We start from the raw sequence: 22,377 nt of genomic DNA on the forward strand, positions 1-22,377 counted from the left end.
TTGCGAATAAGAAGCCTTGTTCATGTTCAACCTCCGATTTGAGACATGCGGCGATGCGTCGGAACCCCGCCGATGTCCTGGTCCTTCAATGCCTGCGCCATGGCATGCGTTTCGGGTTTGGAACCGAGCGCTTTGAAAAAGAGCTCTTGCACGGCTTTGTCGTCCCCCGCGAGCGGACGGACGTTGAATTCGTCCGACCAGTACAAGCACGGCTTGATGTTGCCGTCTGCCGTCAACCTGAGCCGATTGCAGCTGCCGCAGAAATGGCTGCTGACCGGATGGATCAGCCCAAAACTGCCCGCCGCCCCTTTGATGCGGTAGCTGTCGGCGGGCCCGCTCCCGTAAACTGCGGCATCCTGCTCATAACTCCATGACTGCCCGCAAGTTTCGAGCACCTTTTCGAGCGGCAAATAACCGGCTTTCCAGCCCGAAACGCTCCCGCCGATCGGCATGTACTCGATGAAACGCACCTGGATCGGCTGATCCAGCGTCATGCGCAGAAAGTCGCTGATTTCGTCATCATTGACACCCTTCATCAGCACCACATTGAGTTTGACGGGATGAAAACCCGCCGCCCGGCCTGCCTTGAGGCCGTCGAGAACGCGCTGCAGTTTGCCGCCCCGCGTAATCAGGGCAAAACGGTCGGGCTTGAGCGAATCCAGGCTGATATTGACGCGGGTTAATCCCGCGGCCCGCAAACGCTCCGCACAAGATGCCAGATACATGCCATTCGTCGTCAAGGAAATATCCTCTATTCCCGGTATGTTCGCTAACATCGAAATAAGCCGGTCCAAATGTTTCCGCACCAGCGGTTCCCCGCCCGTGAGCCGCAGCTTGCGAACCCCCAGAGGAGCGAGGGCCTTTACGACGGACGTGATCTCTTCATAAGTCATGATGCGTTCGCCGGGTTCGAACTGCATGCCTTCTTCAGGCATGCAGTACACGCACCTGAGGTTGCAGCGGTCCGTTACCGAAATCCGCAAATAGTCGTGCACTCGCCCGAACGGGTCCACCAGTCTGCTTTCCATGCGCATCGTCCCCCTTCTGGTCGGCATGTTCCGGCTTGTTCTCGGATCAAGGATCATGCGAATCCTCCCATCACCTGTCATCTAGACGCTAAATATAAGGATGGTTTGGCATGCAAACTGTGAAAAAAGTCACCACGCCTGATAACTAGCGCACACGCCAACTGCCGTTTTTCCTTGGCCCATCCTGCTTAGACCCGATTTTTGCACAAATAAGGCAAGATTATGACAATGCCTCAGGTGTGAGCATGCTCACACAGACGCCTTTACGGCTTTTCTATAATGATCGTGCAGCACAAAAAAACGATATCCGCTTGGAGGAATGTTCCATGAAGCCATATGCAGCAACCGTTAACGCGACCGAGTATCCACCGCATCTGAAACATAAAGTCATCTTCGAAACGTTCGAAAACCTGCAGCCACAGGAAGCCATGCTGCTCATTAACGACCACGATCCGGTGCCGCTTCGCTTTCAGTTCCAATCCGTTCATCCGGACCAATTCGAGTGGGAGTACATTGAGCAAGGTCCTGCCACGTTCCAGGTCAAAATCAGCAAATTATAGATCGGAGCTGATCCATCATGGCGCAAGTCGACATCATCGACGACCAAACGCTGCGCATCACCCTCGGCCTGGACGACGCCGTAACCATGGTTCAACTGGCCGGGCGCGAGCAAGCCAAATATGCGGAAGATATCATCACCATTTATGAAAAAATGCCTGGCTTCGCGTTCACCCATTTTTGCTTTTACGCATACGACAGCGCGTCGTTATTCGAACACATGCTCGGGATGGATCCCAAACAATATATGTCCTTCTCGCTGGATGCGCCGGACTCGTTCTTCCATGCGCTATACGGCGGCATGGCTGCATTGTACGAATCGGCAAAAGAACTGGCTGGCCCGGAACCGGGCCGTGAAACAGGAGGGGATGTGAATGACCATGTCCCACGCTGAACATCCGATCGTGGAGCTGGACGTCCGGCCCCACCTTAGCAAGAAGCTGGAACCGTTCCAGTTGATTATGGATACCGTCAAAGGGCTGCATCCCCAAGATGTGTTCGTACTGCACGCGCCTTTCAAACCGACGCCGCTGCTCGGCATTCTCAAAATGAAGGGATACTCCAGCACGGCGGAGCGGATCAGCGCAGATCATTGGGTGACCACCTTTGTACACAAAAAAAACAAGACTTGGCCCAAAGGGCAGTCAGGCGTATCGGCGGTCGAGTCCCGCACCGAAGCCCACGACGAGCTTTCGGCTTGTGCCGGGAAACCGGATCTGCCGGATATGGCCGCGGACGCAGATTTCCACGCTTCCCCGGCTGCCGACCGGAATTCCGTTGATGAGCCGGTCGCTGCCCAGGCGGAAGCCAAGGCCATCACGCTCGATAACCGCGGGCTGGAGCCGCCGCAGCCGATGATGCGCACGCTTGCAGCGCTTGATCGCTGCCGACCCGGGGAAGTTGTGCTGATCCACAACGACCGCGTTCCCGTTTTCCTGATCGAGGAATTGAACCGGCTCGGCTGCAGCTACACGGTGGAAGAACAGGAAGACGGCACAGCCAAAGTGAGCATCGTGAAAGGGTAAGGAGGGAGTCGCCATGTCCAGGCTGCCGTTTTTCTTTATCCTGACGGGCATCCTCGGTTTTTTCGCTTATCATTTGTTTTCCCTGCTATCGCTGACAGGCTGGCTTGGCGACGATCTAAGAGGTCCTGAAGGCTGGTTCCATGCCCACCTTTTCGTGCTTGGGTGGGCATCCATGCTCGCTATGGGGGCGGTGTACCAGTTGATTCACGTCATTTTGCAATCTGACATCTATAGTCTGAAGCTGGGCTACGTCCACTACTTTACGTTCCTGATCGGGCTGGCCGGCATGCTGTACGGATTCATCCAGGGCGATGTACGTTGGATTGCCGGATCGGCAACGCTGGCTTTGATCGGCATACTGATATTCGCATGGAACATGGGCTTCACCCTGTTCAAAGCCTCCCGCTGGAATACGGTCACCGTCAGTGCCGCCTTGGCCTGCCTATATCTTGTCCTGACCGGCTTGTCGGGCATGCTCATGGGTTTGAACTTTGCCTTCGGCCAGTGGAACGGGCTGCATGAACGATTGTTTGGCGCACATATCTGGATGGGCACGCTCGGCTGGTTCGGCATGCTGATCACGGGATTCAGCTACAAAATGCTGCCGATGTTCTACCTGTCCCACCATTATCCGGCCCGATTGCAGCATGCCGTTCTCTATCTCTGGAACGCCGCTGTCATTCTGGGCGCGGCAGCATTTCTGACCGGCATCCAGGGCCTCATGCTCTGGTGTGCGCTCCTGCTGCTCGCGGCTGCGCTTGTCTGTTATGCCTATCATCTGGAACAAATCCAGGACAAGCGAAACAAGAACAATCCGGGGCCCGGTATTCGTTGGTCGGTATATGTCACCAGAGCTGCTGCCGCTTTTGCCCTGGCACTGCTCATATACGCTGCCCAAGATCCGGATCTATTGCTGGATTCCAGGGTTGTGCTGCTGGCAGGGTGGATATATCTCGGAGGCTGGGTATCGCTGACGATTCTCGGTTATGCCTCCAAAATCGTGCCTTTCCTTTGGTGGACACATAAATATGGCAAACAGGCAGGCCGTCCCGGCGTTCCGCTGATGGCTGGCATGCTGAGCGAGAAAACCGTTTGGCGAGGCATGACGGCAATGGCTGCTGCGAGCATGCTGCTCGTAAGCGGCATCCTGCTGGATTTGGCGGAGGTCATGATGGTTGGCGGCACCCTGCTGTCCCTCATTTCCATCGCGTACATGGTCAACATTGCATGGGTATTCAAACGATAGAACAATGGAGTGTGAGAGAGATGGAACAGACACCGAATCTGCTGGAAAGTCTGAAAGAAGTCTACGACCCCGAGCTCGGGGTCAACATCGTTGACCTGGGTTTGGTATACGAAGTGAAGGAAGAAGCAGAGCGGGTATATGTTCGCATGACGTTGACGACGCCCGGTTGCCCTTTGCATGACACGATCGTTGGCGCCGTTCGTTGGGTATTGCAGCAGAAAACCGGTAAGGATGCGATCGAGGTGGAGCTTGTCTGGGAACCGCAATGGACCCCGCAGCTGATGTCGGATAACGCCAAGGAAATGCTGGGATACTTCTAATTCGTTCACAGGGAGGAATTTCAATGCTTATTCAATCCTTATTTGAGGTCAAAGCATTCGACGATGAACGCTTTACGAAACGCGTCTTGTTCAAACAAGGCGACGGCGTGACGTTTGCGCTTCATTTTCGGCCGGGACAACAGCTTCCCGCGCATAAACATCCAGGCACGGACGTGATTCTGCTCGTCGTCGAAGGTTCCGGCACGCTGATTCTGGACGGTGAGGAACATGGCGTAGAGCAGGAAGATGTCGTCTGCTGCAGCGGCGACACGGAATTTGCATTCCATAATACCGGCAACACCGAAGCACGACTGTTTGTTGTGCTGAACAAAGTGCCGGGCGCTTCTTATGCACAGAACGTCTAATCGCGCGCAGTGTATCGCATTTGAACATTCGTTACCACAGCATCCGTGTTTGCTGGGAACACTTGCGAAGCAGTTCCGGATATATCAAAGGCAGTTGATCGCACCCGATCAACTGCCTTCTTCATACACAACGATTCATCAAGTTATATCAAAGTGAACCGGTTTCCTGAGCTTGCACTTGATCATTGGACGAGAGTTCCATCATCCGTTCAAGCAGCACAGCAGCCTCTGCCCGAGTGACCTTCCGTAAAGGCTGCAGCCTGTTCGACGGATCGCCAGCCAGGAGATTTGTTTCGGTGAGCTGCCGGACCGCACTCTGCGCCCACGCCGAGATGGATGCCTGATCCGAGTAAGGCAGATGTGCACCTGTCTCTTTTACGGGATATCCCATAGACTCAAGTGTTCTGGCCAACATAACGAACAGTTCCTGGCGGGATACACCGGCTTCCGGACGAAACGTCCCGTCCGCATAACCATGAATCCAGCCCTCTGCATACGCAGCCTGCACGTCGCTGGAATACCAATGACCCGAAGCATCGCTGAACGGTTCGGACGTTCCTTGCTTGCTGGATCCAAACATCCGGACCAACATGCTCGCGATCTCGGCTCGCGTTACAGCACGTCCCGGCTCATACTTTCCTTGGCCTGTGCCTTGAACGATCAATCGGGTCGCCAGCCGCTCGGCAGCGCTCTCGGCCCAATGCCCGGACATGTCCGTAAATGAGGAGCGGACTTCGAGCACCGCATATAACCGACCCGGGTTGATGTGAAACTCCAATGCATCATCGCTTGCTTGCGAAGGTACATAGCCGAGTTTCCCGGTAATCGGATCCAGCGTGGCTGCAGTTGTTTGCTTGTCCCCCTGGACCATGGCCCTGCCGATACGGAACTTGATCGAATGATCGGTAGAAACCATCGGCGCCGCATTACCTTCTCGATCCAGAGTTTCCATCGACAGAACAAACGGTTTCATCCTGAGATTTGCCTCGAGTCTGCCGGCTATGTTCTCCACATTGGATTGGACCTCACTCTCCGCTTCCCGCAGGGATATGCGAATCTGTTCTTGAGAATCGGACAAATCTTGATCTCCGATCTGGCCCAAGGGCAGAACGATGGTTCCAAGAGGTGTCTTCCATTCCACAATCAAATCGTCGTTGATCATCCTTAACTGATTCAGGACGGCTTGGGACGTCAAGAGGCTCCATTGGCGGCTGCCTTCCTCGGTATCGATCACAATGCGTCCGGACGAAAGCTCCTCCGAACTCAACCGAACAAGCTCACGCTTGGTTTCGTCGAATTGGATCTCAAACTCGAGCATCTGTTTCGGATCATGGTTGGTCTCGATCGAACCGGACGGCGGGGACGTCGGTAAAGTCACGCTTCCCGCTCCGTTCTCTCCACTTCCCGTTCCAGGCTGGGGAGGAACGGTTGCAGCCGAAACTTTAACATCGGCGGATGCGCTCAACCCTTCGAACTCCGCGTTTAATCCCGTGGTTCCCGCCCTGATCCCGAGCAATCGGCCCGAGGCGTCTATGGCGGCAATGCTGTCGTCTTGCATGGCATATGCCGCTTCCGCAGTCACGTCTTTCGTCGTTCCGTCCGAATATTCGGCAACGATGTTAACCTGGGCACGCTTGCCTTCCTCTACCGAATAACTCGGTTCGGCGAACTCCAACCGGGTCGGCACTGCAAACACCGTAACGGGCACGCTTGCCGTCAGAGGACCGGATTCGCCGGCGTATACTGCCTGAAGCACGGTTTGTCCCGTTCGAAGACCGGTGATATACCAGTCCCCATCATCGGCTTGAGACACCTGTATGATGCCGTCCTCATACTGAAAATCAACATCGTCCGTGCGGTCCGATGCCTGATCTTCATAGGTGACCTCTACGACCGTACGAACAGATTCCCCCAACGGTATTCGATAGGACGAAGGCGAGAACCAAATTCCATCCGTAAAAGCAACCTGTGCTTTGCCCGAAACAGGCTCACCGTCGATCCAAGCCTGAATGTCAGCGATCCCCGCTTCCGTTGAACGAAGTTCCGCCGTGTATGTCCCAGGACGGACATAGGTTGCTTCGGTGACGGTTCCAAGCGTAGATTCGAGCCGGACTTCGCCGGCGGCAGCATTCCCGTATGCATCCCGTACGCTAAGTTCGAGCGACGCATGCTCCGATCCATTGGCCGGCACAGCCGGCCGGTCCACCGTCAGAGTAGACGCGAGTGCGGACGGGACGTCCGGAAGCCATTCTACTTGGAGCCTGGAATCAAGCAGGATACCATCGATCGTTGCCGTAATGGCAGCGATTCCGGCACGGGTCGACGTTAACTCGGCAGTGTATTTGCCTCCCCCTGCATATTCCGGCGCCGAAAGGCTGCCTAACGAGCTGTAAAGCTGCACGTCGGGCAGAACGGCTTCATCCGTTAACGCATTGCCTGAGGCATCCGTCAACTGCAGCGTAATCTTTGCGGACTGGATGCCGTTTGCGGTCGAACGTTCGGTATCAGTAACCATAGACGAGGTTGAAGGCGAAGCTTCACCAGGCAAGAACTGCACTTCTGCTTCCGTGGGCAGCATCGCTCCATCGATCATGGCCGTGATCGTTGCTTTACCGGCCTGGCTCGATTGGATTTGGGCCGTATATCGGCCTTGCCCGGCATAAACAGGCGCGGTAAGACTGCCTAGCGTGGCAGCCAATTGCAGACGACCCGCACCCTCATCGGTGATCAATTCGTTGCCATAGGCGTCCTTCAACAGCACCGTCACTTCCGCACTGCTTCCCGGATCCGTCGAGAGGACGCTGCGGTCCACCGTCAACGTAGATTGATCTGCTGCAGGAGGACCCGGAAGAAATTGTACGGCAGCGGCGTTCACCATAGGGACACCATTTAAAACGCCGGTGACTTCAGCAGTTCCGGCCGTCGTGTCTGATGTCAATATCGCCGTATATGTGCCGTCCTGCATATCCAATACCGAACTCAAGGTGCCTGCCGTGGTCCGAAGATCCACTTGTTCTCCGCCCGTTGTAAGCAGGTTTCCGAATTCGTCCTTCAGCTGCAACAGAATCGATGTCGAACTCACGCCGTTGGCTAGGATTTGAGCGCTTTCGGCCATCAGGTCGGAGGTCTTGTCCGAAGCTGTGCCAGGCACGAACTCGACATGGACCGAATGATCCAGAATCTGACCGCTCACGGAAGCCGTGATCGTCGACGTACCTGTGTAAGTGCTCGAGGTCAGGACCGCACTATAGATGCCGTTCCCCTGATCTTCCACCTGTGTCAAGGTTCCTGCTGAAGCAGAAATCTCTACCTGCTCCCCGCCAGGGGTAACGGGATTGCCGTAAGCGTCCTTCAAATGTACCGTAATCGTAGTCTCGCTAACGCCGTTCGCCGTTAAGAAGGAATCACTCGCTTCAACGGAGGAGGCCGCAGCGGATACATTCCCCGGTTCAATACGGATCGTTAGCGTCTCGGGAAGTCGTGAACCGTTTACCGTGACGGATAATTCGGCGTTCCCTATGCTCGTCGGAGCGGTAAAGGCAGCCGTATATGTACCGTTCCCTTGATCCGTCACGTTGCCGACTTGTCCCTTGTCCGCGCTAATGGCCACCTTGTCTCCGCCGCTTGTAAGGCGATTCCCGTAAGCATCGAACAGCTGGACGGTCAACTTGGCTTCGCCTGTTCCGGCGGTTACCTGCTGACGGTCAGCGATAAAAGTAGAGCCCGCGGCAGAAGCCGGACCCGGAGAAAATTCAACAAAAGCCTGTTGAGTCACCGCAGCACCGTTCAATTTCGCGGAAACAGCAGCCGTGCCGACTTTGATCTCACTTTTAAGCGTCGCTGTGTAGCTGCCGTTGCCAAGATCGGTGACTTTGGAAAGGAGGCCTGCCGTTGTACTCATAGTCACTTGTCCGGCGGAAGCCATCCAATCGTTGCCGTAATCATCCCGGATTTGCAGCTTGATCTGGGTAAGGCTTGTCCCGTCGGCAACAAGGATGGGTTGCTCAGGGATAAGCGTCGATTTCGAGAGGGATGCCGCACCGGGCTCAACCATGACTTCGGCTTCATCTTTTAAAGGGACCCCATTCAACTCGGCACCGATCGTTGCTTTGCCCGAAACCGTACCCGCCTGCAGCGTAGCTGTAAAGGTTCCATTGTTCAACTCGCTCACCTTACCGAAACTTCCCAAAGTCGACTTCAAATCGACGGTGTTTCCGCCTGATGCAATAGGGTTCCCGTAAGCATCAAATAACCGGAGGGTAACTAACGTACTGCCCGTTCCGACTGGAATCGCATTTGCCGATGCGCTGATGGTCGATTTGTCTGCCGAAGCCGGACCGGCCAGAAATTGAACCGTTGCCGTTTGCCGGATCGGGACTCCGTCTACCGATGCGGAAACCGTGGCAGAACCGACGGTTGTCGGCGAGGTTAGTATCGCGGTATACGTGCCGTTGGCGTTATTCCGCACCGTTCCGAGCGTCCCGGAAGTCGCGGAGAGCTTCACGGCATGGCCTCCGGAAGTCAACGAATTGCCGTTTGCATCCTTCAGTTGTACCGTAATCGTGGATGCGCTGCTCCCGTCCGCCATGATGGACGAAGGGCTTGACGACACGGTCGATTTCTCGGCCGAAGGTGGCAGGGGCACCAGCGTGATCGTTGTCGTTGCGGTCATGGGATAGCCATTCAGCGTACCGCTGATGACAGCATTCCCGGTCGTTGTTGATGCCGTAAATTCGGCGGAATACGTGCCGTCTCCATGATCGGTGACGGGTCCAAGCTCGCCGAGGGTAGCCTGAAGCTGCAGCCTACCCTCACTTTTTCCGATCGGCAGTTTACTGCCTTCGAGCAAAGTAACGGTGATTAAAGCTTTGCTTTCGCCATCCGCAGTAAGCCGGTTCTGGTTCGACGTCATTCGCAAGGTAGCGGGGTATACCTGTATGGGACTGGTATAATAGATATATGTCGCTTCATTGGAAATACCAAGCTCGCCTTTCGAAGTCCATCCACCGCCCCATATGGTTCCGTCTCTTTTGGTGACGAGCACATGAGTGTCTCCAGCCGCGATGTCGGACGCATCGTTAATCAAACGCGTGGCCACTTTCAGACTTCGATTTTGCATGCCCCACCACCATGCGGAGCCGTCTTTCTTGAGAACCACGGTGACCCGGCCTCCGCCTGCCAGCTCTGCCACGTCGGTTAACGGGACAGAACCGGTTTGCAGTACCTGCAAGGCCTTGGTGCTGCTTGTCACGCCATCCCCGATGCCCAGGTTATAATTTTCATTATATCCCCATCCCCATACCGTACCGTCGGATTTCAAAGCCAGTCCGCCCAAACGATGGCCCGTAATGCCGACGACATCGGCCAAGGGCTGATCGGACGCATCGATGACTTGGACCGGGTATGCGGAATCATTGGTGGAACCGTTACCCAAGGCACTAAAACCACCGTATCCCCATGCCCATACCGTCCCGTCGTTTTTCAGGACCATCGAATGATAATCTCCGACGCCTACGGCCTTGACATTTGTAAGATAGGAGCTGCTGGACTGTTTTAATTGTACGGCTCGCGGCATTTGATAATCGTTGTAATCCGTTAATACATTCGAAGAATTGGAACCCCATCCCCATACAGAGCCGTCTTCCTTTAGCGCCAGCACATGATAGTAACCTGCGGCAATGCTTTGCACCCCTTGGATCAGGGTTCCGTTGGACTGCATCACCTGCACCGCCCGGTATTGGTCAACCGTCGCTCCATTCCCAAGAGCTCCGCTGCTTCCCCTGCCCCACGCCCAGACGGTTCCATCTTCCATTAAAGCCAGTGAATAATAACCGCCCCCTGCCACCTCTTTGGCTCCCGTTAAGGGGGTTCCGTCGAATTTGATGACTTGGACCGGACGAAACGAATTTTGTGTCGTGCCGTCGCCCAACTCACCCGCGCTGTTATCTCCGAACGTCCAGACGGTACCGTCTTCGGCGATAAACAGCGAATGCAGGTATCCTCCCCCGGCGGTTTTGATGGAGGTCGACAGACCGGAGGCCGCCTCGGCAGGCCGGATTGCAATCTGCGGCATCGCCAGCGCGAAAACGATCAGGACCAAGACGATTTTACGTAATAAGTGCAAATAAACCTTCCCCTTCGTGTTGATGGATGCCATTCTCGCAAGAATAAAAGACCGGCCCGCGAACCGGGCCTTTATTCCTATCGACATCCTATCAAAGCCTGCCGTGGCCTACAATTAACTAAAGTTAACTCCCGGGATTTTAAGCAGGGGAAGCGGCCGCAAACCGGAAGAAGCTCCACTCGTGCTGCGGCTGTGCGGAACTCCTATTTGTAATCTGATACCTATCCTGGATAAGGCGGGTAAGCGAGAGGTACCGGAGTGGTTACCAGAACAGCCTGCGTCCGGGTGCGCACGCCAAGCTTGTTGTAGATTCGGTTCAGGTACACCTTGACCGTGCCCGGCGAAAGCCCCATCTGATCCGCGATCTCGCGATTCATGCAACCCAGATGAAGCAGTTTGACCATCTCGATTTCTTTGGCGGTCAGTTCATAACCGTCGATGTCAAGCTGCGCCTCTGCTGCTTCGCCATTCCCTTCCGCTTTCAGGACGGACAACAGCTCGGCGGCGTAGGATTTCAACGCAGGTTGGTTATCGAATGCCGAATGGACCATCATTTCTTCCAATAACCTTTGCATCCAGCCTCCTTCATCCACGAAAGTACGGGTATAACGAAATGGCATCACACGTTGAAGGGCAGTAGAGATGCGTTCTGCCGCTTGTTTTCTTTTGCCTTGAACCAGATCCCCCCAAGCTTGCAGGACCGATGACGAAACGGCCACGTTGGCCATACCCGATTCCTCTGCCAGCAGGGAAAGCTGCATCAGCAGCCTCTGTCCTTCATCCGCCCTGCCCTGGGCAAGCAGCAGCCTTGCAAGAACAAGGGTCTCTTGAATCGACCCTAGATGTACCCGATGATCCGGGGAAAGGTGTATCTCCTTGAAACGCATTTCAGCCTGATCCACGGCTCCTTCTGCCAGGTCCATTTCGGCAAGAAACGTTATTAAAGACCGATGCCATGGCATGTCGGATACGCGATCCATTCGCTGAAGCGTCTGTTCGACGATCACTCTGGCACCTGCACGGTCTCCCGACGCCACACTTAACCGGGCCATCATCAAACGGACGGGAACGAACAATCCCGGAACCTTCAAATAACGCCCCTTTGCCGTAATTCGGTCCAACAGCGTTCTGCATCGATCCAGATCATTCCACTCGTAGTATCCCTCGACCAATGACTGCATGACATATTGGCACATCAGCGATTCTTCCCATCCATTCTGTTCCAGGATCGTTGTTATCCTTTGCCCCAGCTCTGCCGTCGTTTCTGTCAAGACGCCCCCGAGGCCAAAGGTAGTATAGCGGACGAGGGGCTGGTTGAAGTTATAATTAAAATCGAAAAAAACCGGGTCCTGCGGAAGCCGAAGCTGAAAAGATTCGGCAAACCGAAACCATTCCTGGAATTGGCCAGAATGAAACGCCGCATTTCCTTTGACGAAAAACAGTCCGCTCAAGAGCTCCAACTGTTCCGGCTGCAAAGGTGTTCCGAACAATTCATTTTCCATCGTTTCCATCATCGTACGCGCATCCTCGTGCTTGCCCAGCACCGAGCTTACGAAAACACGGACCAGCCTGATCCGGTCTGACACCGGAAACTTTGCCGGGAAGCGCGCAAGCCAATCATGGAGCAGGGAAAATTCCCCCCGCTGAACGAATCCATGAAGATGCTCCTCCAGGATTGCGGAGGCTGCATCATAAGCTTTGCCTGCAAAAGCAAATTCCACCGCTTCTTCATGCCAGCCCATGCGTGCATAAGCCTTGCTGGTATTCCGCTTTAATTCAAGCCAGCGCTCCGGGGAACGCTCTCTTAACCTCGTTTCGTAAAAATGGCCGACCAAATGATGATAACGAAAGTACCCTCCTTCAAGGGGGATCAGGAACAAGCCATTACTTTGCAAAAATTCCAACTTTTCTCCGCATTCCGCAAGACCGGTTACCTCCTCGCACAACATGGCATTGAATCTGGCCAAAGCGGACGTTTCCAGCAAAAAACGTTGGACCTGTTCATCCAATCCGTTCCATATCTCTTCCAACAGATATTGTTCAATATATTGGTCCATATCGAGATGCCGAACCCAATCGGCCCACTCCCCGCTTGGCCGCTGCTGAAGGGAAATCAACGCCAGCTGAAGACCGGCAGCCCAGCCTTCCGTGCGCTTGATCAGCACATTCACCCATTCCTTGGGAAGTTCTCCACCCAGGATCGTTTTGCACATTTCCTGCGCCTGTTCGGCCGTAAACGCCAATTGGAGTGCATTGACTTTTCGCAGTTTGCCCTTGACGTTCCACGTCTGCCATCCCTTAAGGGGCGGTTCTGAACGTGAACCGATCAGGACGTGAATGTTCGCCGGCAAATGATGAAGCCAGTAATTCAGGGTTTCATGAATCTCTTCATTCCAGATTACATGATAATCATCAAGGACAACACAAATCGATGGTTGGATATCGTATACATCGTTAAGATACTGGTCCAGAAACGGTTTCAACGAGCGATCGGCATACTCCGCAAGCAGCGATAACAGACGGTCACTCGCGCCCGCCGTCAGGTAGGGATGCAGCATATGTACGAGGTAACGCCAAAATCTCCGCAAATCATTATCATGTTCATCCAGCGCATACCATGCGATCTGGTGATTGCCGCTGTGCGCGATCTGCGTCATCGCTGTTGTTTTCCCACTCCCGGCAGGTGCGGTGATCAAGGTGATTCCTTGAGGCAAATCTCCTGCTGAAGGTGGTTGAATCAGCTTTCGGTTTATCCAATGTTTACGGGGTTCGGGGACTTCCAATTTGTATTTCATGATGTCGGGGTTCGCTCTCAATGTGTTGCCTCCGTTCGGGATAATAAAGAACCAGAATGTGTTACGGTCATAACTAAATTGAAAACGAAATTCGGCTTTCATTCAAGTCCTTCGGCTAATCTTAGCATGCAAATGCATACCTAATTCGACGCCCTTGCCGGTAAGAAGCCGCTCAAGCCCCTGCGAAGCACCTCGTTATGTACTGCCCGTAAACGGACAACGGCCCGGACACCCTTGATAGCAATCAGGGTTCCGGGCCATTTATGTTTGTTGAAAATCATGTTAAACCGACCATATGCTCCAGCATGTATTCATACCATCTTTTTGCGCAAGGAGGAAATATAGCGACCACGAATGATGAAAAAGTAAAGGGTCTGCAAGCCGAGGAACGCCCCGAAGACGCTCAAAACGGGCACCGTATAATCCGTAACGCCGAATTGGGTCAGAAACGGTTTGACCACAACCAGCGTTTCAACGATGGCCGTCAGCATCGGGAAGAAAAACAGGATCGCAATCTGCACGGTGGACGAACGTTTCATCTCCTGAAAACTCAAACCGATTTTCGACAAGCCATGCACCATCCTCCCGTCCGCCTCCAGATCGGTATGCAGCCTGAAGTACAGGAAGCTTGCCGAAGAGATGGAGAACACAAGACCGATCATCACACCCAGAAACGTAATGATCGAGGTGGCTTCCCGCGTATTTTCAAAGTTGGCGTATCGGGTTGCCATGTACCCGGAAAAATCGTATTTCTCGGGATCCATTTGTATGTCGTCGTCCAATGCCTGCAATTCCCTGCTAATCCGCGCCTCAGGCGAATGGTTGGCAGGTATGTCTTTGCCCCATGACGGAACGCTGTACAACAAAACGTTGGCTCCGGAATTCTTTTCTCCCACTTGTGAAAAGTCCTCATCCGGCAGAACCAATACGCTTGAAGCAAACATGGTATCCCAATACATAGTGTCCTTTATCGACTTGTCAATCTGAACGTGGGTTGAACCCGATTCCTGCTGGAGCGTCATCATGTCACCGGCTGCATAAGAATGAAATGTCGTATGGCTGTCCATTTCCGCAGAATTGCGCGAGTCGATAAATATCCCTTTGCCGGACGCGAGCTGCTCAGCCTGCTTTCCGCGAAGTGCATTGATGCGATTGTAATCGCTGAGCGACAACAGTGCCGTATGGCTGCCCTCCGCTACGCCCCAATCATAATGTACGTAAGCTCGTTCATAATTTACGCCTGCCTGTTTGAAAACAGAATCAATGATGCCAAAATCCTCGCCTTCCTCAGCATCATAGATACGGTACTGAACCGGGAACTCGCTTTCCCGAAACTTCTCCCGATTATCCTGGTCCAGCGATAAAATGACGACGGCGCTCATCGAAGCCAGGGCGATCACGACCGTAACCATGAACAGCATACGTGCGTTATCCTTGATTTTGTACGCCATTTCCGACACCCACAAGAGGCGTGTCCCCTTCCATCCCCAACGCCGGCTTCGCTTCAATAATCGCATGACCAATACCGAGAGCTGGGAGTAAAAGAAGTACGTTCCCGCAATGCCGCTAATCGCAGCGATCAAAATGTTCACCTCTTGCAGGTCATCGTACAGTGCAATGAACCCGGTCGCCAGCAATCCAGCGCCGATCAGCGAGAACAGCCATGACACCCTCGGTTCTTTTTTCGGCCTGCTCGTTCCGGTCAATAGATCCAGCGCGCGCCTGTTTCCAATAAACGCCAGGGTAAAGAGCGAAACGCCGACAAACAAAAGCATAAACGCCCCTACCGTCAGTCCAATCGCCTTCAGTGGAAAATAGAACGGCAGATCCTCCATGCCAATGAAACGGGTGGCCACCATGAGAAACAATTTGGATAAAAGCATGCCGCCGGCGATGCCCGCCACGATCGACACGGCTCCGATCAGCATATTTTCCAGCATGATCAAGCGCCGGATCTGGCCCGGCGCGGCACCAAGAATCGTTAAAATGCCGAACTCCTTATTTCTGGACTTCAGGAATGCGCCGATCGAATAGATGACAAAAAAGATGGCAAACACGTATACAATGCCTGATGCAATCCCCATCCCCACTGATGTCGTCTCTCCCATGGGCATAGCCTTCACCGAAGGATGATAGATAAACATCGCATAGGCAAAAAAGATCATGACCATCACGACACTGCTCAGGAAAAAAGCAATGTACGCCCGCCCGTTGCGGCGAATGTTGTTAAACGCGAACTGAGGAAAGCTCATGCGAATTCCCTCCCCAGAAAGATAACGTGTCGATGATGCGCTGGAAAAACGTCTGGCGGTTGTCACCCCGGTGCACTTCGGCCGCGAGCCGGCCATCTTTGATGAATACGATGCGGTCACAGTAACTGGCCGCAAGCGGATCATGCGTCACCAGCATGATCGTCGTTTTTTCCTGCTGGTTGATCTGCTCCAGCGCTTCCATGACGGCCTGGGATGATGCCGAGTCGAGCGCTCCCGTCGGCTCGTCCGCAAGCACCAGGGACGGTCTGTTGATGATCGCCCTGGCGATGGCCGTCCGCTGCCGTTGGCCGCCGGAAATTTCGAAGATGCGTTTGTTCCGAATCTGATCGATCCCCAGCCGGGTCGTGATCGCTTCCAGCCTGTTCTCCATCTCTTTCAGGCTGACGTTGTCCAGCGTCAAGGGAAGCACGATGTTTTCGGCCACGGTCAACGTGTCGAGCAGGTTGAAATCCTGAAACACAAATCCGAGCTCACGGCGGCGGAATTTGGCCAGCTCCTTTCTTTTCATCGCAAACGGGTTTTGTCCATTGATCTTCACCTCGCCCGAGCTTGGGTCGTCAATCGTCGAGACCATGTTGAGCAGCGTTGTTTTTCCACTCCCCGAAGGTCCCATAATGCCGACGAACTCCCCTTGCCGGATGCTCAGATGTATATCGCTAAGGGCTTGGGTCTGCACCTTTCCCGGGTAGGTTTTGTTTAAAGCCGTAACTTGAAGCATATCCATTTTCTCGTGTTCTCCTTCGTGATTGGTGTGTTACATTACAAGCATATCCGACCGCAACTTGCCGTACCATCGATTTACCTTAAACTTTCCTTACACGGCCTTTAAGGTTGTGTTCCCATCACAAAAAGGCGCTTCGCCCCAGGCAAGCACCTTGCTAAACCACGATTAAATCTCACTCATTTCGCCATATCCCAACTGAATCGCACCAGGGTGCCTTCCTCCGGCCCAGAAAACAATTCGACCCGGTTGTCGAGGCGTTTGCTGATTTCACGTACCAAATACAGGCCCATCCCCGTCGATTCATGATACTGCCTGCCGCGCTCCCCCGTAAAATACGGATGGAACACCCGCTGAATGTCTTCGGCCGAAATACCGATGCCCTGATCCTGGATGTCCAAAATGATGCGATCATTTTGCGAATAAGCGGTCAACGTGATCTTTTTGTCCGAACCGCCCTCCGAATAGTTGACGGCATTGGTTAAAATCTGAGTCAACATAAAGCGCAGCCATTTGGTATCGCTATATATTTGCCATTTCGGTTCAATATGGATTACCGGTATCACTCCCTTACGGATAAACAGGCGGCGGTTTTCGGCGATGCTGGCTTTGACACTCTCCAGCAACGAAATTCGCTCTACCCGGAAGTCTCCTTCGAACTGTTCCAGCCTGGACGAGTGCAGCACCATTTCCAGCCCTTTGCGCAATTTGTCCAATTCGTCCTGAATGCTGCCGGCGGTCTCGTCTTCCACATCCTCCAACGTGAGCTGAATGATGGATAACGGCGTTTTCATTTGATGCACCCAGCGGTTCATGAACACGGTCTGCTGTTCGCTCCGTGCACGCAGTTCATTGATTTCGTTCTGCTGCCGGCGTTCCAGTTCAGATACCAGATTCCGGGTTGCGAGCGCAAGCTCCGCATCGCCGAGCGAATGATACGGTTCGCGAACGAGCCGTTCCGGCTCCTGAAGCGCAAGGTACACTTCACGAAGCTGGATATAGCGCACGACCAGATACACCGCAAGCACCGCGGTGCCAAGCAGTACGCCGTACAGCATGATGCTTGGCGGCCTCTTTTCGCCGGAAACCCAGTATACACACGGAACAAGCAGCATTTGAGCAACATAACATCCGAGCAGAAGGCGGTGGTCTTTCAGAAAAAGCCTCATGCGCCTCCTCCCCATTCGCCATCAAGGTCAAGCAAGCGATATCCCACACCCCGCACCGTTTCCAGCGCATCTCCCGCTCCGAGCTCTTTCAATTTTCGGCGTACCCGCGTAATATACACGTTGAGCGTGTTGTCGTCGATGAAATGCTGGTCCTCCCACATCACATCGAGCAACCTATCCCGGCCGACGACCCGTCCCGCCTTGTTCATAAGCACCTCCATAAGCGCTGCTTCCTTCTGCGTCAATTCGACCGAGTTTCCTTGATGCTCCAGCACGTATCGTTCCGGATACAGCACCAACGCGCCATTCGCGATTTTCGGTTCTTGCTGAACGGCGGCATACGTTCCATAGGCTCTGCGCAGCTGGCTTCTGATTTTGGCAAGCACGACTTCGTATTGAAACGGCTTCGTGATATAGTCGTCCGCTCCGTTTTCCAATGCCATCACCTGATCCATGCCGCTGTCGCGCGCGGAAATGAACAGGATCGGACAGATCGAATGCGTGCGGATTTGCCTGCACCAATAAAAGCCGTCATATTGCGGTAAGTTCACATCCATCAATACCAGATCGGGTCCCCGTTCAGCAAATTCATGCAAAACATCGCGAAAATCCCGCACCATATGCACCTGAAACCCGTTACGGGTCAAATATGCGGCCAGCAGCCCGGCAAGCTTGGTATCGTCCTCAACCAACAAAATCGATTGCATGGTCAACCCTCTTTCCAATCCCTGACATCACTTACTTCATCCAGTCTACCATTCTAGCCGGAATTGATATGGAAATAAAGGGCCGGCGGTCAACTAGCTCTTAGATCACCAATTGCCCACGCTTCTCCGCAAGGCTGATCGTCGCTTCGATGCCTGAATTGAATTCCAGGAAGTCCTGCTCCACCCCATCGCTGAAAATAACCCCATCCTCCGGCATCTGCGATACAATGCGCAGGGGCTGGCGCGAATGGATCTGCCCGAAGACAAGGTCTGCCGACGTCGTTCGGCTCGGAAACGGCTCGCGCACCGTGAAATACAAATACGGTGCATCCCAGCCGAATGGGCTGCTGATGGAAGCTGTTTGGCGATAGGTTTTATCCGAGTCTTCATTTCCATGCTCCCTGTCCTGCAGCTGCATCCAGGCCTCGGAACGAGTGATGCCGGATGCCCCGGCCAGCACGCTTTTGAACCAGCCCGTCGATCCCATGCCCGTCGACACGATGATGCCGCTGGAAGATTGCCGCTCATGGGCCGGGCCAAGATGCATTTCATATCTGGCGGAAACATGGGTTTTGCGGCCAATGAACAAATCGTTGACGCCGTACAGCACCTGCCCGTCGTTCAGTTCGGCCTTGGCCAGCGTCACTTCCTTTACCTGACGGCGCTTTTGCATGACATCCGGGATGATCAGCCCCAGATCCTCGGTCGTAAAAGGCAACAACACGCCTTCCCATCGCAAAGGATCCGGATTGACGCCAATCAAGGGCTGGCCCGTGACATACTTGAGCGTGTTTGCCACCAGGCCGTCCTGACCGACAACGACAACGATATCCTGCTCGCCAAAAATGAAGTTGGGCACGTGCTCCCGCTCGACGACCTGCACTCGCCCAAGCTGCGCCAGCTGCTGCCTGACTTGCAACACCGCCTGCTGATAACGTCGGTCTTCTTCCATGTAATCGCTGAAGTCCGCACCCATCCGCTCGATATAAAATTGGGCTTGCTGCACAGTATTGTACCTGACGACCAGTTCCTCAAGCCTTGTTTTGCGTTTGATAAGAACCAGCTTGTTTTCGGTCATTCGCCCCTGTTCCGCAGCTGGCGCTCCGGCGTTCTGTCCGCTGTGTCCCCATCTCATCTTGCCCGGCCTCCCTGCTCGCGCGCAGACGGGGACATCAGTCCTTGCAACAGGTCCGGCGAGATGTTCAGCTGCCCGATTTTGCCGGCATTCTCCGCAAGCTCCTGAAACGCAAGCGCGATCAGCTTATCCGAATTCATGCCCATGTTGGCCATCGCCTGCAGCACGGCCGGTTCCACATCCTGCAGCGATTTCATGACGGCCGCGAGCGCATATGCCTTCGCGTCCGCTTCGGCGTTCTGATTCGCCACCGTCAGCTCGATGAGCTGCCGCTTGCGCTCCTCCATGCCTGTGTCGAACTGCAGCTGCTCCTGCTGCATCTCGTTCTGCTTCTGCCTTACCGAACGCTCTGCCTGCAACTGGGTTTCACGAATTTGCCGCTTTTTCGTTTCCACCGCGATCTCCGTATTCAATTCGTTTTCCTTCACTTTGCGTTCCTGCTCGATGGAGGCATTGCGACGTACATACAGCGCTTCGTCGGCCTGGCGCAAAATCTCTTCCCTCGCCTGTGCTTCCAAGGCACGCATCGTCTCCTTATTGGGCAGAATGGCCAGAATGGACAGCCCCATTAATTCCACGCCAAGCTTCTCCAATTCTTCGCTCTGGGCCACCTCTTGTTTCATATTGCGCGCCAGCCGTTCGCTCGACTGGATGGCTTGGCGCAAGGGCATCTGTTCCAGATGTTTTTTGGTCAGCACTTTGGCGATCGTGATCACCCGCTGGTCCAGCTTGCCGGGATCGTCGGAAATATGCTGGTGTTTGCGCAAATTATAGGCATAATTGAGGCTCTGGGTAATTTTCATGTAATCCACGATCCGATAGCTTAACTGCCCCTGAACGGTAACCGTCTGATAATCGGCGGTAATCTCTTCGAACATAAAAGGCACATCCACGGACGAAACCGGCAGCACCACGACCGAAGTCGTCGGCTCATAGTAATAGAACGACAAACCTACGCCCTGACGCTGTACTTTACCGTTCTTGATCTTCATTACGTACTCGCTGGGCTGAAACTTGACGAAGCGAAAACCAAACATCGCTCATTCCCCATTTCTTAATATAGTCATTATGATATTATCGAAATGATAACAAACAAAAACGTTAATGTCAATATGACAATATCACTAAACGTAAACAGGTTTCTTCCTTTTCGATCTTGGACGCGAGAAGGCTTTTCATGCTCCGATGCGCATCGTATCATTTTCAGAAAAAACAAAAAGCGAAGGCCGTAGGAGCCATCGCTTTATTAAACACCTATTATTCATCGATCATTCATCAAGAATCATTTCTTTTTCAGTGCTTCGGGCATTTTCATCGCTCCAACAATGCTTTTGCGTTTCTCGGAAGATTTCTTTGCTCCTTTTGTAAGGCCTGCAGCAAACACTCGCGCTATTTTTTGATTCAATTTAATCACCTCCTTCCCGTTTGGTCCATACTGGAAGGATGAGAATGGCTTGAATAAAAAATGCCCATGTTATTTCTGATGACTTGACTGCAAAATTGGCGACTACGAGCCCGGCTGAAATCCATTTCAGCCATCGATCCCACGATGTTGGATTGACATACTCAAATTCGTTTGGCGCATAAAGCAATACAATAATAAGACTGATTGCATTCAGTACAAGCATGGCTTCTACATTCAAATGGATCAACGGAATGATCGCCGCAACAACTCCCGTTACAACAGAGCAGATCGTTATCGGCAGATGCACTCCGCCTGAAAACTTTCTCAGCATCACAAATGAAAACAGAGCGATCAGAGCTCCGATAAACGTCCCGAATGCCAAACCTAAAAGGATTGTCAATAACAACCCTGTATACCAGTTAAGACGAAGGCCCAGCTCGTACTCCAAAATTTCAACGGTTCCAGGTCCTTCAGGATCAGCTGCTTTTATGCTTAGCGCGATACGCCTCGACAACCGCTCTAATATCACCTCGTTCCCTCCTTATGGAAAAGAAATAGGAAACTCCAAACGTTAGAATGGCTAGAACTAAAAGCCGTGTTGGATCAGAGCTGTATAATAAGATCAACGTCATGCAGATCATAAATGCAGAAATGATGGTTCCTATTAAGTAAGGTAAATTAGTGCTGGATAAGTAGTTCTCTTTTGTCAAAAAGTCATGCGGTGGCCTGATGATAAATGAGAACCCATAGTCGAAGATGGAGAGCACAAAGCCGATCGCATAGGTAATCAGGATGGAAGCGGACTGAAGCAAATAAACCATACTTCCCTCATTCTGTTGAATCACGCTTATGTGCATAACATCAAAAAAATGAAACAGATGGTAAATGGCCATTTGTATTGCTGCATAAGCGGATATTCCCGCCCCAGCTATAAAAGCGGACAAGTGCACTTTCAATTCCATCCCAAACCGTAAAAAAAGCACGAAGAAAATATACTGCAAAGGTAAATCCAGCTTTGGCGACTCTAAAGTAATGCGAATCATATACGAAAATGTAGAGATAAAGAAAACGAAATATGTAATTTTGACGCCATACGCTCTAAACGGTAACATGTACAGTTTCAGCATCAATAACAACATCGCTAATGCATCAAAAAATCCAAGGATAATATAAATGACCACGGTTACTTGGCACCATCCCTATTAGAATAACTATTGTAGTTATTATAAAGGAACGTATGGCAATTCCATAGCCAATTTAATACAGATGGATACCATAAATCGCTATTATTTCTTTTTTATACAAGGAACGTTTGTTCTTATTATAATGTAAATATAGCATTTTTGTAAAGGATAATATTGTTATTTAGAAAAGGATACATCATGAGTTCTCAGAAACGATGTTCAATTGATCGCTGTCATGTTGCTGATTTGTCGAGGATTTCAGCCCACGTTCGTTCATAAGCTCATCCCGCTTCAATCTAAATCATCGTCATTACTTCACAAA

18 protein-coding genes are annotated in these 22,377 nt (G+C 52.8%); 6 read left to right on the top strand and 12 right to left on the bottom strand.

All coding sequences use genetic code 11. The features are described 5' to 3' along the window. Nucleotides 1–26: 26 nt before the first annotated feature. On the bottom strand, nt 27–1,028 hold the full coding sequence (gene moaA, locus MKY59_RS18800) for a GTP 3',8-cyclase MoaA (RefSeq protein ID WP_339278437.1): 1,002 nt from the start codon (nt 1,026–1,028) through the stop codon (nt 27–29). Nucleotides 1,029–1,354: 326 nt separating this feature from the next. Between moaA and MKY59_RS18805 the strand changes: the two genes are divergently transcribed. From MKY59_RS18805 to MKY59_RS18830, 6 genes are read left to right on the top strand one after another with little or no spacing between them, the layout of a single operon-like run. Then, nucleotides 1,355–1,588 (top strand): DUF2249 domain-containing protein, encoded by a 234-nt coding sequence (locus tag MKY59_RS18805; RefSeq protein ID WP_236411958.1) that lies wholly within the window; start codon nt 1,355–1,357, stop codon nt 1,586–1,588. 17 nt (nt 1,589–1,605) lie between these two features. Beyond that, entirely contained in the window at nt 1,606–1,980 is a 375-nt protein-coding gene (locus tag MKY59_RS18810; protein ID WP_339273100.1) for a hypothetical protein, read from the top strand. Then, on the top strand, nt 1,961–2,611 hold the full coding sequence (locus MKY59_RS18815; protein ID WP_339273102.1) for a DUF2249 domain-containing protein: 651 nt from the start codon (nt 1,961–1,963) through the stop codon (nt 2,609–2,611). The genes MKY59_RS18810 and MKY59_RS18815 overlap by 20 nt, the downstream gene beginning before the upstream one ends. Nucleotides 2,612–2,624: 13 nt before the next feature. Further along, nucleotides 2,625–3,857 carry a hypothetical protein gene (locus MKY59_RS18820; protein ID WP_339273104.1) on the top strand — a complete coding sequence of 411 codons (1,233 nt, stop codon included), beginning with the start codon at nt 2,625–2,627 and terminating at the stop codon, nt 3,855–3,857. A gap of 20 nt (nt 3,858–3,877) precedes the next feature. Beyond that, entirely contained in the window at nt 3,878–4,177 is a 300-nt protein-coding gene (locus MKY59_RS18825) for a metal-sulfur cluster assembly factor (protein WP_339273106.1), read from the top strand. Between the two features lie 23 nt (nt 4,178–4,200). Then, nucleotides 4,201–4,542, top strand: coding sequence for a cupin domain-containing protein (locus tag MKY59_RS18830; protein WP_236411946.1), 342 nt, complete (start codon nt 4,201–4,203; stop codon nt 4,540–4,542). 148 nt (nt 4,543–4,690) lie between these two features. Here MKY59_RS18830 and MKY59_RS18835 read toward each other — a convergent pair whose 3' ends face one another. From MKY59_RS18835 to MKY59_RS18885, 11 genes are all read right to left on the bottom strand, one after another. Next, on the bottom strand, nt 4,691–10,666 hold the full coding sequence (locus tag MKY59_RS18835; protein ID WP_339273109.1) for an invasin domain 3-containing protein: 5,976 nt from the start codon (nt 10,664–10,666) through the stop codon (nt 4,691–4,693). 221 nt (nt 10,667–10,887) lie between these two features. Continuing rightward, complete coding sequence (locus MKY59_RS18840) at nt 10,888–13,482, bottom strand: LuxR C-terminal-related transcriptional regulator (RefSeq protein WP_339273111.1); 2,595 nt, start codon at nt 13,480–13,482, stop codon at nt 10,888–10,890. A gap of 290 nt (nt 13,483–13,772) precedes the next feature. After that, on the bottom strand, nt 13,773–15,713 hold the full coding sequence (locus MKY59_RS18845; protein ID WP_339273113.1) for an FtsX-like permease family protein: 1,941 nt from the start codon (nt 15,711–15,713) through the stop codon (nt 13,773–13,775). After that, complete coding sequence (locus MKY59_RS18850) at nt 15,688–16,458, bottom strand: ABC transporter ATP-binding protein (RefSeq protein ID WP_339273115.1); 771 nt, start codon at nt 16,456–16,458, stop codon at nt 15,688–15,690. The genes MKY59_RS18845 and MKY59_RS18850 overlap by 26 nt, the downstream gene beginning before the upstream one ends. Before the next feature lie 176 nt (nt 16,459–16,634). After that, nucleotides 16,635–17,624: a sensor histidine kinase gene (locus tag MKY59_RS18855; RefSeq protein ID WP_339273117.1), complete on the bottom strand. Its 990-nt coding sequence runs from the start codon at nt 17,622–17,624 to the stop codon at nt 16,635–16,637. Then, complete coding sequence (locus MKY59_RS18860) at nt 17,621–18,331, bottom strand: response regulator transcription factor (protein ID WP_339273119.1); 711 nt, start codon at nt 18,329–18,331, stop codon at nt 17,621–17,623. Before MKY59_RS18860 ends, MKY59_RS18855 begins: the two co-directional genes overlap by 4 nt. 100 nt (nt 18,332–18,431) lie before the next feature. Continuing rightward, nucleotides 18,432–19,466, bottom strand: a complete 1,035-nt coding sequence (locus MKY59_RS18865; protein ID WP_236411934.1) for a sugar kinase — start codon at nt 19,464–19,466, stop codon at nt 18,432–18,434. Continuing rightward, the gene (locus MKY59_RS18870) at nt 19,463–20,503 is read right to left on the bottom strand and encodes an SPFH domain-containing protein (RefSeq protein WP_236411933.1); all 1,041 of its coding nucleotides are present in this window, start codon (nt 20,501–20,503) and stop codon (nt 19,463–19,465) included. Before MKY59_RS18870 ends, MKY59_RS18865 begins: the two co-directional genes overlap by 4 nt. A 245-nt stretch (nt 20,504–20,748) precedes the next feature. Continuing rightward, on the bottom strand, nt 20,749–20,871 hold the full coding sequence (locus MKY59_RS18875) for a hypothetical protein (protein WP_290371397.1): 123 nt from the start codon (nt 20,869–20,871) through the stop codon (nt 20,749–20,751). Between the two features lies 1 nt (nt 20,872). Beyond that, on the bottom strand, nt 20,873–21,400 hold the full coding sequence (locus MKY59_RS18880; protein WP_339273122.1) for an accessory gene regulator B family protein: 528 nt from the start codon (nt 21,398–21,400) through the stop codon (nt 20,873–20,875). Next, entirely contained in the window at nt 21,348–22,052 is a 705-nt protein-coding gene (locus MKY59_RS18885; RefSeq protein ID WP_339273124.1) for a hypothetical protein, read from the bottom strand. Before MKY59_RS18885 ends, MKY59_RS18880 begins: the two co-directional genes overlap by 53 nt. Nucleotides 22,053–22,377 lie beyond the last annotated feature (325 nt).

The organism is Paenibacillus sp. FSL W8-0426, from assembly GCF_037969725.1.
Taxonomy (GTDB): domain Bacteria; phylum Bacillota; class Bacilli; order Paenibacillales; family Paenibacillaceae; genus Paenibacillus; species Paenibacillus hubeiensis.